The sequence below is a fragment of the Chitinophaga sp. SYP-B3965 genome, from assembly GCF_009647655.1.
Lineage (GTDB): Bacteria > Bacteroidota > Bacteroidia > Chitinophagales > Chitinophagaceae > Chitinophaga.
On record NZ_WJFD01000002.1, the window covers coordinates 529,134 to 543,957 of the forward strand.

The following is a 14,824-nucleotide window of genomic DNA, read 5'->3' on the forward strand; positions in this document are numbered from 1 at the left end:
AAAACGTTAACAAACAACCCTCTGAAAAACCAATTGGCCATAACTTTTTTATTCCAATTATTTTCCTACCTTCACGATCTATTGAATTTTTTATAGCGGTTAACCACCCAAAACAATTTCGCAAACATCTCCTATTTGCGCCGAGCCCTAAGCAAGCTTTAAATTTTATTATCAAAAAACGTTTGTTCCAATGGAGACATTCATCAGCGCAATTTTACTTTGGGCTCCTAATTTCGCGCCCAGAGGCTGGGCTTTTTGTGCCGGCCAACTACTTTCTATCGCCCAGAACACTGCTTTGTTTTCTCTTTTAGGTACTACCTATGGCGGAAATGGCCAGACAAATTTTGGCTTACCTGATTTTCGGGGGCGCGTACCAGTTGGCGTAGGTCAGGGCCCGAACCTTTCTAATTATGAATTAGGTCAGTTTAGCGGATCTGAAAACGTTATACTCACTATTAATCAAATGCCCTCACACACGCATGCTGCTGCCATGACTGTTACGGTGTCTGCTTCCAACGCAGCCTCTACATCAAACGTTGCTGCCGCAGGAGCAAGTACGCCTGGTGCATTGGCAGATCCATCCACCGGTAATCCTGTTGCGGGGTATAACAATGCAACGCCTAACATTCCATTGAATGTGGGCGGCGTTGTAAACGGTACTATTCAACCTGCGGGCAATAACCAGCCTTTTTCTATTATGCAGCCTTACCTGGCGATCAATTTCATCATTGCTATGGAAGGAATATTCCCTTCCCGTAGCTAAGGATGTTGTGCTTATGAAAAAGATGAAGATTGGGTTTCTGATCCCATACTCGGGTGTATTTCCCTCCCTGAAGGAAGATTTCCTTCAGGGGTTTTTACTTGCCTTCCCGCGAGGATGGGAAGAACGCCTGTCCTTTTTGTATGAATTCATTCAAATGGGAGACCTTAAAAAAGTGCAGGACGCGTTGCAGAAGCTGATCATGTTTGATCGGGTGAATGTGGTGGTGGGCATTGTGAGTAATAATGTGATCGCACAATGCACGGATATTTATGTTCCCCGTAAGATACCGGTGCTGATCAATAATCTCGGTGCCAGGATACCGGACCAGCATTTCAGTAATCCCTTTCTTTTTTACAACAGCCTGCATTTATGGAAAAGCCAATGGTCTATGGGCCATTGGGCGCAGCAGCAGTTTGGAGGGACGCCTTCTATCAACATGGCTTTATATGAAAGCGGGTATAGTCTGCATGAATGTTTCAAACTAGGTACTGCAGCATCGGGGGCGGAACAGGTTCATTTAAATATATTGAAATACACGCCAGGTAATGTAGATGCTACTCCATTGGTCGACTACCTACTCGCACAAAAGCCTGCACATGCTCATGTGTTACTCTCCGGAAAGGAGGCACATCATTTCCTGGAACAATACCATGCAGCGGGCTGTTCGGCAAACCTGAGCGTAAGCCCTTTTATGGCAGATGCTACTTTAATGCCGGATATGTCGTTGCTGGAAAATACACATCATGCTACTACCTGGAGTGTGGATCTGCCTGCTGATGAGAATAAAAAGTTTGTAGATAACTACCGCGATGGATACCAGGAGACCCCTACCGTGTTCTCTATGCTGGGATACGAATCCGGCTTGATGGTAGCGGAAGAAATGCAGGTAAAACAAGTAAAAGGCCCCAGGGGTGACGTTAATTTTTCAACAGAACCATTGTCTGCACTCCTCCCTGTATATATAAGAAAGACAGTAAAAAGAAACGGACAGATCATACACGAACAAATAAGCAAGGAGCCAGGTATTTCCTGGTCTGACGAAGCTTTAATAAGAGGTTCCGGCATGGAGGCTTCCGGCTGGCAAAATCCATATTTATGTGTTTAACCCCGGTAGTAAGAACCGGTATCAATCAATTGATATGAAACATTTTTACCTGAAAGCGCTGGGGATCCTGGCGTTGTTATTACCTAATTATATTGCACTCGCACAAAATCAGATCCAACGTACAACGGACCCGTTCACAATGACGATCGCCAATCCTGGCCGTATGGTTATAGGTGATTTCGATAAAGACGGAGATACAGATATCCTTTATCAGAATGGCACCACGGCGGGAACAGGTATTGGATTTATGAAAAATAATGGCGGCGGGATTTATCAGGACTTTCCAGATGCCACCGCAGCGGGAAGCCCTTTTGCAGGATTTTCATTTGCAGGTGAAAATATTTCACCTACCGCATTGTTTGTTTTCGATTATGATAATGATGGTGATGTGGATATCCTGGACAGGGATAATGGCGCAGACCCGGCCACAACAATGGGTATCTGGCGAAATGAAAACGGAACTAGTTTTTCAGAATTAGCGACTCCTTTTACCGCAGCCACCTGGACTACTTTTTTCCCCAGGATGATCGCAGGGGATTTTGATAATGATGGTGACAAGGATATCCTCTTTCAGGCGGGGAATACTATGGGCATTGGGTTTGGGTATATTAGAAATAACGGTGGCGGGTCATTTACCACTTTTGATAATGCAAATAGTCCGGCTACCCCATTTACAGCATTCCTATTTTTAACCCAGCAAATGATTGCGCTCACAGTGGTGGATTATGATAATGATGGAGATGTGGATATTATTGACAGAGATGGGGGATTAGGAGTTTGGAAGAATAATGGCGGCATTTTTTTATTTGACCCGGGACCTTTCACTACGTTGGATGTTGGCACCACCCATAACCGTATCTTGTTTGGAGATTTTGATGCCGATGGCGATCAGGATGTTTTGTTCCAGAAAGAAGCTGTTATGTCAACGGGTTTCGGATACGCCAGTAATAATGGCAGCGGGATTTTTACCATTTCTCCGAATGCCACTACAGCAGCTGGGCCATTCAACGGCTTCGATTTTATCAATGAGCAGTTGTCAAATCTATTTGTATTTGACTATGATAATGATGGGGACGCGGATATTATTGACAGAGACAATTTTGGAGTCGGGGGCCAGACAGGTGTCTGGCGGCAGGTCGGCCCTCCGCCATTGCTTATTTCCACCAGCCCTTTAGATAATGCTACTAATGTTTCCTCAACGGCAAACATCGTTTTAACATTTAGTGAAGCGGTGACAAAGAACACCGGTAATATATACCTGTATAATACAACTACCAATAGTCTCGTCACCTCGCTGGCGATTGGTAGTCCATCTGTTACTACAACTAATAACCTCAGCTGGACGATCGACTTTCCGGATGATTTCACCTCAAACGGTTACTATGCTATCCGGCTGGATGCTAATCTGTTTAGAGACTCGGAGAATAGGGGCACGGCAGCCATTACAGATACTACCACCTTTAACTTTTTTGTTCCCGGCCATGTTCCACCGGTCATTACAACCCTTAATGGAGATGTGGCGATTTTCACGGAAGGGGGAGCTGCTGCTAAATTAGATGCAGGTGGCAATGCTACTGCTTCAGATAACTCACCTGATTTTAACGGTGCAATCTTAGTAGCTAATTTTACAGCCAATCATGTAAACGGGCAGGATATCCTGGGTATAGAAAACCAGGGCACCGGCCCTGGCCAAATTGGTATTTCCGGTGGGAATGTAACAATCGGAGGTACAATATTTGCCACCTTCACAGGAGGTATATCACCTGCGCCTTTGGTAATAATAATGAACAGCGCTGCTTCCCATGCAGCGGTTACTGCTTTACTGAGGGCATTGACTTATTCAAACAATAGTAATAATGCAAATACTAATGTCCGCAGTATTTCAATTGCTTTGACAGATACAGAAGTACTTACCGCCACTGCTAATGTGACTGCTTCTATAACGCTTGTAAATAATCCTCCGATATTAACAGCGCCTGACAACATAACGGTAAAAGAAGATGAAAGTAAATTGCTGACGGGTATATCATTTACAGATCCGGATGGAGCTAATGGTGCAGCAAGGGTTAGTTTTCTAACTGCCAGTGGTACGTTTATCGCGAATCCGGTTGCAGGGATCACTATCACCGGGAACAATTCAAGCACACTGATATTGGATGGTACTTATGCTGCTTTGAATAGTTATTTGTCCGGGGCCTCTAATGTTGCTTTTGCATTCCCTGCAAATCAATCTTCCTTCCTGGTGATCAATGTACTGGTGAGTGATCTTGGAAATACAGGCGGAGGCGCACAAACAGCTGATAAGAATATTCAACTCCTGGGAGCTGAGGTGAATGACAGGCCAACCATTACTGCGCCGGCATCCATCAATGTAATAGAAGACCTGCGGAGTCCGCTCAGCGGTTTTTCTTTTTCGGATATTGATGCAGGAATAGTGGATGTTACTTTAAGTGTACCAGCCAGTAACGGAACGATCAGCACGCAGTCCATGGCGGGAATCACGATCAATACTGTTTCAGCGAATGAAGTGAAGCTAACGGGGATCCTTACTGCCCTCAACAGTTATATCAGCACAAATAATGTGCACTTCACTACTGCATTGAGCAATACGGCCACTGTGGCCTTAACGGTAACGATCAATGATGGCGGATCTACAGGGGAAGATCCGGGCACTTCGGGTACACCCACCAATGAAGAATCTACAGCGGTCATCGATCTGGTGGTAGAAGGAGTAAACGATGCCCCTACTATTAGCGGTGTATTTGATCAGTCTACTTTAATGAATATTACCAAAGTGCTGGACCCCTTCTCTGTCAGCGATGTGGATGCAGGTAATGGCATACTCAATATGCGGTTGGAGGCTTATGCCGGTTTGTTGAATTTGCCGGGCACAACCGGATTGACATTTATTGCGGGAGATGGAACCGCAGATGCGATAATGGAATTTACCGGTACACTCACTAATATCAATGCAGCATTACATGCATTGAATTTTGTACCACCTGCTAGTTTTGTGGGTGATATTAATATTACCCTAAGAATAGATGACCTGGGTAACACGCCTGGCATTCCTTTTTCTGAGATCCAAACCCTGGTGTTACATGTATTACCTACCACACCAGATATCCTGCACGTGTCTTCCAGTACGGCGAACGGCACTTACAAATTGGGAGATGCAATAGAGGTGACCGTCACATTTGACCAGCCTGTAAATGTGACCGGTACTCCCGTGATCATGTTGGAAACCGGAACAACTGACCGTGCAGCTGCTTATACCAGTGGTTCAGGTACCAGCACGCTATTTTTCAATTATACAGTAGAAAGCGGAGACGAGTCCAGTGACCTGGATTATACGGCAACCAATGCGTTGATGCTGAATGGCGGTACTATCCGCAATGGAAGTCTGCTGGATGCAGTATTAAACTTGCCTGCAACAGGATCTGCTAATTCCATAGCGGGCAGCAAGAACCTGGTAATAGATGGTAGTGCGCCAGTCATTACATCTGTAACGGTTCCTGCGAATGCTACCTATGTTGCCGGCCAGGTGTTGAGTTTCGCCCTTAGCTTCTCAAAGGTCATTACAGTTACAGGCAATGCTTCAAGTATAACGATTCAACTGGAAAGCGGTCCGGTACAGGCTACTTATGTTTCCGGCTCCGGTAGTAATGTATTGCTGTATCGTTATGTAGTGGTAACGGATAACCTGGATACAGATGGCATCACACTTGGTAACCTTACATTAAATGGTGCCACATTGCAGGATGCTGCAGGCAACAATGCCGTGCTCACCCTAAATAATGTACCAGTTACCACAGGCGTACGGATAGATGCAGCAGCACCGGTTGTTACAAGTGTAATGGTACCAGCTGACAAAATATGGAAAGAAGGAGAGGTACTTAGTTTCACGGTCAATTTTAATGAAGCCGTTATAAAAGATGGTGCTACTGATCCATATATATTGCTCACGATAGGAGAAACGCAGGTGCAATTGATTTATGTGAGTGGATCTGGTACGAATGCCTACCTGTTTAGATATACTGTGAAAGCCGGGGACCTGGACAGGAACGGTATTGAGATCGGGCCTTCCATCAGATTAAACGGCGCAACGTTGAAAGATGCTGCAGGGAATGATGCAAAGACCGGTATTAATAATGCCGGCAGCCTGGTGAATGTGTGGGTGGATGCAGTGCCGCCGGTGGTTACAGCCGGCCAGGTATTCAGCATTGCTGAAAACAGTGCAGCGGGAACTGCTGTGGGTACTGTGCTGGGAACAGATCCCGGATCAACAGGTACTTTGCAGCAGTGGACCATCACCAGCAATGTAAATCCTGATGGTGACGGAAATCCTGCATTTGCGATCAATGCTAACACAGGCGCTATCACAGTGAATGATGCAGGAGACCTGAATTTTGAAGCAACCGCCTCGCTGGCCATATCGGTTACTGTGAGTGATGGTTTGAATACCAGTACAGCAGAAACTGTACGGATCAATCTTACCAATGTATCGGAAGCTCCAACTGATATTGCTTTAAGTAATAACACGATCCTGGAGAATAATCAGCCGGCTGCACAGGTAGGATTGTTGTCGTCTACTTCTTCTGAAACAGGCGCTACGTTTACTTATACATTAGCTGCGGGTGGTGCGGACAATAGTGCATTCACTATTTCAGGCAATAGCCTGAGAGCTGCGGCGGCCTTTAATGCAGAAGCAAAATCAACGTATAATATCCGCATCAGGTCTACTGCGCAGAATGGAGAGTTCTTCGAAAAAGCTTTTGTGATAACCGTAACCAATGTAAATGAACCTCCAACATTGGATGTTATTACAGACCGCCCTTATTGTGCAACAACGGCAGAGGTTATTATTCCGCTGGCAGGTATTACACCTGGCCCTGAAACAACACAAAACACAACGGTAACAGTCAGTTCTAATAATCCTGCATTATTCACACAACTGACAGCGGATAATACGGCCATCCGGTTAAGGATTGCCGCCGCCGCCAATGGTAATGCCACGATCACTGTAACGGTGAAAGATAATGGCGGAACTGCCAATAATGGGATAGACCAGGTAGTGCGTAGTTTCAATGTTAGCGTAACAACTATGACTGCGCCTGTGATCACCAGTAATAAAGGAACCACCATGTCCAAAGGTATTGTTGCTGCCTTAACGGCAACAGGCGGGGTGAGTTATGTATGGGATAATAGTCCGGGGATCATCAGTGGGCAAAATAGTAATGTACTCAATATTCGTCCGCTGCAAAATGCCACCTACCGTGTAACGGCATCGAACGCTGCCGGTTGTTCTGCAAGTGCGCAGATTGCCATTGAAGTGGTAGATGATCATAATGTGAACAGCGCCAATATGATGTCACCTAATGGTGATGGCATTAATGAACGTTTTGTTATTCAGAACATCGATAGTTATCCCAATAATGAACTGAAGATCTTCGATCGCTCCGGCAGGCTCATTTATAACAAACGTGGATACCAGAATGAATGGGATGGTAAAATGAACGGCAGGGTACTGGAAGAAGGTACTTATTATTTCCTGCTGGACTTTGGCCCGGGCCAGCCAAAAGTAAAAGGTTTCATCACTATTATTCGTGACAAATAAAAAATACTGGTTATGAAAAGATATATCTGGAGTGTAGTTTTTTGCCTGCTGGCGCAGCAGTCCATAGCACAGAGTTTTGGTAATACCAGTTCACAGGTAGCACCGATGGGCACACAATATTTCCACAACCAATACCTGGGAAACCCTTCATTTGCAGGGGTTGACACAGGACTTCATCTGAATGGCGCTTACAGGCGGCAGTGGAATGATGTGCCAGGCGCTCCTATTGCCATGGCATTTACCGCAGATTACCTGGTGGGCAAAAGAGTAGGTACAGGGCTGAATATATTCCGTGATGAAGCGGGTTTAATTACGCGCACCAGGGTTTCGCTCACTTACGCCTATCATCTCCCCCTTAATAACAGCGGGCGGCAGCAATTGCATTTTGGATTGTCCGCTGGTTTGCGGAATGACAGGTTAGATCTTTCCAAAGTAAATGGCAACGCAGGAGATCCTTCGCTCGGTGCATTTAACCGCCGCGATAATTATTTCGATATAGATTACGGCATGGCCTACACGGATGGGCATCTGACCTTACAGGCTGCATTACCCAATGTAATCGGGTACTTTAAATCAGAGAATAAAGATGTTGCAAACAGTGATACCTGGTTTGCTGCAGCAGGTTACAAGATCGGCCTGGGAGATCATACAACATCTATTGAGCCGAAGGTTTGCTTCCGTGGCGTGCGGGGTTTTGATAATGTATTTGACCTGGGTGCCAATTTTGTTTTGCTGAACAACTGGGTGAATGTGTTCGGGATGTATCATACTTCGCAGAACTTTACAGTGGGCGCAGGATTCAACTATCGTACAAGATTCGGCTTACAGTTGATCTATACTTCTCAGACAGCCGGGTTGAAAAATTACCTGGGAGATAGTTTTACACTAGGCTTGACCGTTAACCTGTTCAATGGGGAATGAGATTTGAATATGAACCATTTACACTGGCCCCGATTTTGCTAGGTATATTATCAAACACGAGGACAGTATGGGTATCGCAGATGACTTCTCCACAAAAAAGGCAAAGGACCTTTTTATCTCAGAAGACTCCACAGAGATCATCTATTTACGGGATGATCTGGTGTTTGAGAGATTTTACGTCCATGCAGATCACGATCTTAAAGAACGGTATGCAGGGACCTATGTGCCTGGGGATAAGGAACTGCGGTTTCGTAAAGATGATGGCGGTGAATCGTTTACGTTGGTCTACCAGGGAAATGATCACCTTATTTCTGATGAAGGACAGCATTTTTATCGCATCGATTCTGCTTTGTTACAGGAGAACTTTTTGCTGAAACGGGCTATTTATATGGGGAAAAAGTTTCTTTCTCATACCCGCCTGAACGGAATCCCTAAGATTTGCACCGGAAAGGATCTATAAGAACTTTTCTGCGGAAGCTATTGATCTGGATGAGCTTACATGATGTAGGACATATATACACTATCTGCACTATGTTAGGCTTTGCAGAAATGAATAAATCTCCACTATTGGTTGATTAACAGTTATTTACATATTCCACTGCTGTTTGGGAAAGGGCTTTTGTGCCTTAAAATACCCTGAAAGCCATCAAAATCCGTATCTTTACCTCCGATTACAGCTATGTGAATGTTTTATTTCGCCAGATATTAATTCCCTTCGCCTACGATCAACCGTCCTCGTTTGTAATTCACCAGAAGAGAAAAGGAATCATTTAGCGCATTATTTTGTTTAAAAAACAATCAAACATATATGAACAACGAAATTGGGAGATATCAGCAGTTGTGGAAAAAATACGTACCTGTTATCAAGATTTTACTGAAAAAATCTTTGGCTGAGGAGCAACGTTTAGCGCTGTCTAAGAGAGAATTTGAAGTTGCTGCCAATAAGATCAAGTACAATTACCAGTTTACGATGGAGATCGAAAAAGGTAAAGTACAAAATGATATCAGGGATTCCGCTGTTGCGATAGATTTAATGCAGTTGTTGAATGAGAATGGTGATGTGCAACGTTGGTTGATCGATAAAAATGTGAAGATGAACATGAGCAAAGGATTTGAACTGATCCTGAATGCTTCAGTGTTAGAGCCGGTTGCAGTAGTTGCCGATCCTGAATAATAAATAAAGATAGTTTTTATACTATAGGCCGTCCTCTTTGAGGTGCGGCCTTTTTTATGGATTTTACTATATTTGCCCCACCCTATTATTCGTATCTGACTGATCATCGAACCGAGACCCATTTAATTACTCAAAATTAAAAACGGTATCGTATGTCAGAAAAACAGCCTCAGTACAACATTCACAAAAGTGCATCTAAATTAAGCATTGAGATCATTGAAGCTATTTACAAAGTATTGTTTGAGAGATTCAATATGATCTACCCTGTTAGTGAAGATTTATGGAACTCCATCATCAGGCATTCGCAGGTAAAGGTATTTAAGAAAAAACAGCATATGCTGGAGATCGGAAAAATAAACCGTGATATACATTTTATTTTTTCCGGTACTTTATGGGCTTATTATGTTGGTGAAAAAGGAGAACGAATTTCATGGTTTTTGATTGAAGGTGATATGGCTATTTCTGTAGTAAGTTTTCATAACCAAATAAAAAGTTATGAAGGTATATACGTGCATGAAGAGGCGATCTGCATTTCAATGTCTCACGAAATGCTACAGTGGCACTATGCTAATTTTGTGGAGTTTAATGTTATTGGACTACAAACCATTATACCCTATCATGTGAAGGATAATGTAAGGGTATATTCTTCTATTATGGAAGACGCCACAGAAAGATATAATCGGTTACTGGAAACAATTCCGGACATTTTTACTCGTGTGCCGGCTAATCGGGTAGCTAGTTACCTGGATATTTCAGCTGAAACACTCAGCCGGATAAGAGCCGGAAAATATTGATATAGATCAAGATTTAGGTAATAAATGAGGTTTAACTTTGAACCTCATTTATTATGTAAATCCACAAATATGAAAGACCTCAGTAAAAAACTCTTCCTGTTAAGAGCACTGCACCAACTCACACAAAAGGGAGTAGCAGACGAAATAGGCGTTTCCACTACTATATATGGAGGCCTCGAAAAGGACGCTTCCAGTATTCCCATTAAACGGCTGGAAAGGATAGTGGCAATATATGGCCTTACATTGGAGAACTTATTTGCCTTTGATGAAAAAGACCTCATTGCTCTTATGAAAGGTAAAACACCGAATTCCTTACTGGAGGAATTCCTGCCGGAGCTGGTATCAAAAATGGATGCCATTAATAAGCTGCTTTGCCAGCTTGTTCAGCATTCTATTCTGCAGATAGAGATACTGTCGAGAAACAGGCCGGGGCTTGGTTAATGTTTCAGCCCGGCTTTCCTTGCAATAGAATAATATAAAGGAGGAATAAACTTTCGCAAATACCAAAGCAGTTTTTCAGAGCGTGCAATGATCAGATGCCTTTTCTTTCTTTCTATTGCTGTCAGTATCCTGGAAGCACATACAGCTACAGGAATACCATTCTGCTGTCCTTTATCCATCTGACCATGCAAACTACCGGTGCCTGTAAGGGCATGCAGAGAGATGGGCGTGTTGACCCTGCCCGGGCTGATGATGGTAATATGTAATCCGGGAATGGTGTGTTCTACCTGCAATGTTTCGAAGTAACCATGCAATGCATGTTTGGCTGCGGAATAGGCCGTGCGTAAAGGGAATCCCATTAGCCCGGCCATGCTGCTGATCACTATCACGTGGCCAGATTGCCTTTGCCGGAAATGTGGTAATAAATGTTTGGTCAGGGATACGGGGGCAAAGAAATTTATCTCCATGAGGGTTCTATCTACTTCCTCAGCTGTGTCTACAGCCAGGGAACGTTGTGTAACACCGGCATTGTTGATGAGGATATCAATATGACCATAGGCCCGCAGGGCTTTAACTGTGAGAGATGCTAATGGATCATTGACCAGGTCTGTGGGAAGTACAATACAATCCGTGGTGTAGGTCAGGCACTGTTGTTGAACAGCCTGTAGAGCGGTTTCGTTCCTGGCACTCAGGATCAGGCGGGCTTTTTCTTTTGCCAGTTGCACTGCGAGCTCTGCTCCCAGTCCGGAGGAGGCGCCTGTTATCCAGATCACTTTATCTGCAAAATGCTTCATGCCTATAAAGATAAGGAGCCGGCCGATACACCAGCCAACTCCTTTTTATTTTTGGGTAACAAAGATCTGTCTTAACTGATCGATCAACACACCATTTCCGCTTACACTGATACTATCGATCTTTTCAGCAATCTTCTCCACATATTCCATCTCCTTCAATTTGAACAACATGGGATTATCTTCCATCAGTTTAGCAGTGTTCAGCAAACTACGGGTGCTGGCAGTTTCCTCCCTTCTCATGATGATATTGGCCTGCGCTTTCTTTTCCGCTACCAATACCTGGTTCATGATGTCTTTCATCTCCCCTGGCAGGATAATATCCCTTACACCAATGGCAGATACTTCCACCCCTAATGCAGCTACATCCACATGCAGACTGATGCTGTCCTTCTTTTCCAGCAATTCATCAAAGCTCAAAGCAGAGATGTATTCCCTTAAAGCTAACTGAACCATGATGTACAACTGACGTTCACAGTCCTTGTTCTCCAACAGGGCTTTTATAATGTCTGTAACCCTGTACTGCACCCAGGCATTGATTCTTAATCCGGCTTTATCCTTCGTTAAGATCTCCTGCCCGTTGATCTCCAGTTGTACCTGACGAGTATCTGCTTTCCTGACGCTTATCATCATGTTGGTCTTCCACCAGAGGTATGTTCCGCCATGTAAGGTTTGTACATACTTACCATCCACGAACAGTAATGCCTGCTCGTAACTTTCTACTGTATAGGAAAACACATATGGCGCCATCAATTTGCTTTGCAAAGTGGCCTTATTCAGGTCTTCTGTGATCTCGATCTTGCTGATGTCCGCATGAACGAACTTATATTCGATCAGGCTTTTCCAGTAAGCATAACGCCCTGGTGCTAATACTTTCTTTAACAGACCGTTCTCGTATTGCAACGCAATTTCATTGTCTTTTACTTCAATCACCTGCAAGGCTTCTGCTAATGCAGCATCCTGCAAATAGATATTTAATTCCTGTGCAGGATTAAAGATCTGGAACTTATCGTGGTACACGACATCCTCAGAAAAGGTAAGCCAGTGCTTTCCTTCCGTCAACATCCTTTTGTACACGCCGCGTTTGAAGACCAGACCAACCTGGTACGCGTTAATGGTAACCCTTTTCATTTCTACAATTTTTAATTTTAAAAAGTCAGCTATGCTTTCCATTCAATTCACACGGAAGCGGATTTCAATGATGTTAAACCTGGTAGTTGTGCAACTCATCATAACAAGTAACAGGAATGCGCATCACCTCTACATCCGCTTGCAGAGCGTTCACCGAACTATACGGCAAGCGTCACTGACTTTTTTGTGGCAGACCATTTATTAAGGAGTGGTCTAACTCCTTCAAATCACCCTTTGTGAGTGCGGGATTTTACCCCGCGTTTGCTGTTACTCTATCCAACTGAGTTACGGAGCTTTTGCTCCGGAAGGATTCGAACCTTCGACCCACAGATTAATGGAATGCAACAATTATCACAACAGCATACAGCCGGTAAACTACCACTGTACTATGGGGCTATACAGAAACCCTCACCTGGTTTGTTAATAATGTTTGCAACCTTCTTTCATTGATGTTGTACATCAATGTTTGGTGGACAAGACAGGAATCGAACCTGTACAGGTGGTGCTTCAAACCACTGCTCTACCATTGGAGCTACTTGTCCTTTGTTGGCCCGATGAGACTTGAACTCATAACACCCGGTTTAAAAGACCGGTACTCTAACCACTTGAGTTACGAACCAATAACCAGCATTATTCAAAACAAAAAACCCGGTCGCATGAACGGCCGGGTTTTATTTTCCAAACATAAAATTATTTATGTAAGGACATAAAAAGGCCATATTGATCTTTGATCAATCATATGTTTTCCTGGTATGTATCTAAATCGTAACCGCATCATCCTGAAAATAAAAAACCCCGCAATTGCTTGCGGGGCCTTAGTTATATCGAATAAAACTTATTCTGTTACATAACATGCGCCGCAAACTTCATAGCCCCGTACAGGACTATCTGTTTGTATCTGATTTGTATGTTTGATAAAGCGTTGCATGTGTTTAATTATTTGAACGATGCAAAGATGAAACTAAATTTTATAAAACAAAAACTTTGCATGCAGCAGACTGTAAAGAAAATTTGTGCGGCATGCATTCATCCATAATAGTACTTAGCTGCGTGACGAAGTGAGTTGATCATTTGCGTTTATTTCAATCCATAGAATGGATGTTTTTTGCGCTAATTCAACTAAAGGACAACCGTAATGGTAGGTTTTTCACCAAAAAAGGCCCATTTCACCTCAATTTTGACATCTTCCTGACACTTAACGATTTAACAACAGTATCAAATAATAAATAATCTGTATCTTTGTAGACTGCAATAACATATCAGAAAAACCGTTTTATTAATTAGTAAAAGCAATGTAGCGGATGAAAATGAAAATTAGATTTAGTAAAAAAAGATACATACTACCCTTCCTGGCGCTTACCTCTTTATTAAGCCTGAAGGTTTCTTCCATAGGTAAAAAAACGACCGGTGTTGTAAAGCATACTGTTGCAAAAGCAGCTGTATCTGCTAAGGCCATGTTGTATGATCAGTTGGCGTTAGGTTCATTGGGCCTTTCCCAGCAGGCATATCAATATGCACTGGAAGGATATGAGCGTTTGCTGGAAGAAGGAAAACTGAAGAACGATGAGATCTTATCTATCGTAGACTTTAGCCTCCCCTCCTCTAAAAAGCGCCTCTTCGTGATAGATCTTGCCTCGGGTAAGTTGTTGTTCAATTCGCTTGTTTCTCACGGACGTAATTCCGGTAAGGACATGGCGACTAACTTCTCCAACTCCCAGGAAAGCTTTCAGAGCAGTCTCGGATTCTATGTTACCGGCGGTACTTACAAAGGGAAACATGGTTATTCCTTAAAACTGGAAGGGGAAGAAGATGGTATTAATTCCAATGCCATGGAAAGAGGGATCGTGATGCATGCTGCCAGTTATGTAGATGAAAAGCTGGCCCGCCTGCAAGGTTATATCGGCCGCAGTCTTGGATGCCCCGCGGTTCCGGTGAAACTGCATAAAAAGATCATCAGCAAGATCCAGAATGGTACCTGCCTCTTTATGTACAGTCCTGACCAGAAATATATCGCTGCCTCCAGGATGTTGCAACACGCTGCATAACGGTTCATTATAAACAGTTTGTCTATCTTACATAGACAAACT

The 14,824-nt window shown here is 43.6% G+C and carries 11 protein-coding genes and 2 tRNA genes; 9 read left to right on the plus strand and 4 right to left on the minus strand.

What is annotated here, in order from left to right:
* Positions 1-190: 190 nt before the first annotated feature.
* The 8 genes from GFS24_RS16370 (at position 191) to GFS24_RS16405 (ending at position 10,815) form a co-directional block, all read left to right on the plus strand.
* Positions 191-763, plus strand: a complete 573-nt coding sequence (locus GFS24_RS16370; RefSeq protein WP_153661068.1) for a phage tail protein — start codon at positions 191-193, stop codon at positions 761-763.
* A gap of 22 nt (positions 764-785) precedes the next feature.
* Positions 786-1,868, plus strand: coding sequence for an ABC transporter substrate-binding protein (locus GFS24_RS16375; RefSeq protein WP_173003100.1), 1,083 nt, complete (start codon positions 786-788; stop codon positions 1,866-1,868).
* A gap of 34 nt (positions 1,869-1,902) precedes the next feature.
* Positions 1,903-7,485, plus strand: a complete 5,583-nt coding sequence (locus tag GFS24_RS16380; protein ID WP_153661071.1) for a gliding motility-associated C-terminal domain-containing protein — start codon at positions 1,903-1,905, stop codon at positions 7,483-7,485.
* Positions 7,486-7,497: 12 nt separating this feature from the next.
* Entirely contained in the window at positions 7,498-8,406 is a 909-nt protein-coding gene (locus tag GFS24_RS16385; RefSeq protein WP_153661073.1) for a PorP/SprF family type IX secretion system membrane protein, read from the plus strand.
* Between the two features lie 67 nt (positions 8,407-8,473).
* Entirely contained in the window at positions 8,474-8,866 is a 393-nt protein-coding gene (locus GFS24_RS16390; protein ID WP_153661075.1) for a hypothetical protein, read from the plus strand.
* Between the two features lie 348 nt (positions 8,867-9,214).
* Positions 9,215-9,580: a hypothetical protein gene (locus tag GFS24_RS16395; protein WP_153661077.1), complete on the plus strand. Its 366-nt coding sequence runs from the start codon at positions 9,215-9,217 to the stop codon at positions 9,578-9,580.
* Positions 9,581-9,732: 152 nt separating this feature from the next.
* The gene (locus GFS24_RS16400; RefSeq protein WP_153661079.1) at positions 9,733-10,374 is read left to right on the plus strand and encodes a Crp/Fnr family transcriptional regulator; all 642 of its coding nucleotides are present in this window, start codon (positions 9,733-9,735) and stop codon (positions 10,372-10,374) included.
* Between the two features lie 69 nt (positions 10,375-10,443).
* Positions 10,444-10,815 carry a helix-turn-helix transcriptional regulator gene (locus tag GFS24_RS16405; protein WP_173003101.1) on the plus strand — a complete coding sequence of 124 codons (372 nt, stop codon included), beginning with the start codon at positions 10,444-10,446 and terminating at the stop codon, positions 10,813-10,815.
* On the opposite strand, the gene GFS24_RS16410 is transcribed toward GFS24_RS16405, so the two are convergent.
* The 4 genes from GFS24_RS16410 to GFS24_RS16425 form a co-directional block, all read right to left on the minus strand.
* Entirely contained in the window at positions 10,812-11,609 is a 798-nt protein-coding gene (locus tag GFS24_RS16410; RefSeq protein ID WP_153661083.1) for an SDR family oxidoreductase, read from the minus strand. The genes GFS24_RS16405 and GFS24_RS16410 overlap by 4 nt on opposite strands.
* A gap of 45 nt (positions 11,610-11,654) precedes the next feature.
* Positions 11,655-12,737, minus strand: a complete 1,083-nt coding sequence (locus GFS24_RS16415) for a slipin family protein (protein WP_153661085.1) — start codon at positions 12,735-12,737, stop codon at positions 11,655-11,657.
* Positions 12,738-13,204: 467 nt separating this feature from the next.
* Positions 13,205-13,279 (minus strand) — tRNA-Phe (locus GFS24_RS16420).
* Positions 13,280-13,283: 4 nt separating this feature from the next.
* Positions 13,284-13,357, minus strand: a tRNA-Lys gene (locus GFS24_RS16425).
* A gap of 681 nt (positions 13,358-14,038) precedes the next feature.
* Here GFS24_RS16425 and GFS24_RS16430 point away from each other — a divergent pair.
* Positions 14,039-14,782, plus strand: a complete 744-nt coding sequence (locus tag GFS24_RS16430; RefSeq protein WP_253906498.1) for a murein L,D-transpeptidase catalytic domain family protein — start codon at positions 14,039-14,041, stop codon at positions 14,780-14,782.
* Positions 14,783-14,824 lie beyond the last annotated feature (42 nt).

Bases quoted from the DNA above. Each gene is read 5' to 3' on its own strand.
- GFS24_RS16385 (WP_153661073.1), top strand. From the start codon at position 7,498: ATGAAAAGATATATCTGGAGTGTAGTTTTTTGCCTGCTGGCGCAGCAG.
- GFS24_RS16410 (WP_153661083.1), bottom strand. From the start codon at position 11,609: ATGAAGCATTTTGCAGATAAAGTGATCTGGATAACAGGCGCCTCCTCC.
- GFS24_RS16430 (WP_253906498.1), top strand. From the start codon at position 14,039: ATGAAAATGAAAATTAGATTTAGTAAAAAAAGATACATACTACCCTTC.
- GFS24_RS16390 (WP_153661075.1), top strand. From the start codon at position 8,474: ATGGGTATCGCAGATGACTTCTCCACAAAAAAGGCAAAGGACCTTTTT.
- GFS24_RS16380 (WP_153661071.1), top strand. From the start codon at position 1,903: ATGAAACATTTTTACCTGAAAGCGCTGGGGATCCTGGCGTTGTTATTA.
- GFS24_RS16405 (WP_173003101.1), top strand. From the start codon at position 10,444: ATGAAAGACCTCAGTAAAAAACTCTTCCTGTTAAGAGCACTGCACCAA.
- GFS24_RS16395 (WP_153661077.1), top strand. From the start codon at position 9,215: ATGAACAACGAAATTGGGAGATATCAGCAGTTGTGGAAAAAATACGTA.
- GFS24_RS16370 (WP_153661068.1), top strand. From the start codon at position 191: ATGGAGACATTCATCAGCGCAATTTTACTTTGGGCTCCTAATTTCGCG.
- GFS24_RS16400 (WP_153661079.1), top strand. From the start codon at position 9,733: ATGTCAGAAAAACAGCCTCAGTACAACATTCACAAAAGTGCATCTAAA.
- GFS24_RS16375 (WP_173003100.1), top strand. From the start codon at position 786: ATGAAGATTGGGTTTCTGATCCCATACTCGGGTGTATTTCCCTCCCTG.
- GFS24_RS16415 (WP_153661085.1), bottom strand. From the start codon at position 12,737: ATGAAAAGGGTTACCATTAACGCGTACCAGGTTGGTCTGGTCTTCAAA.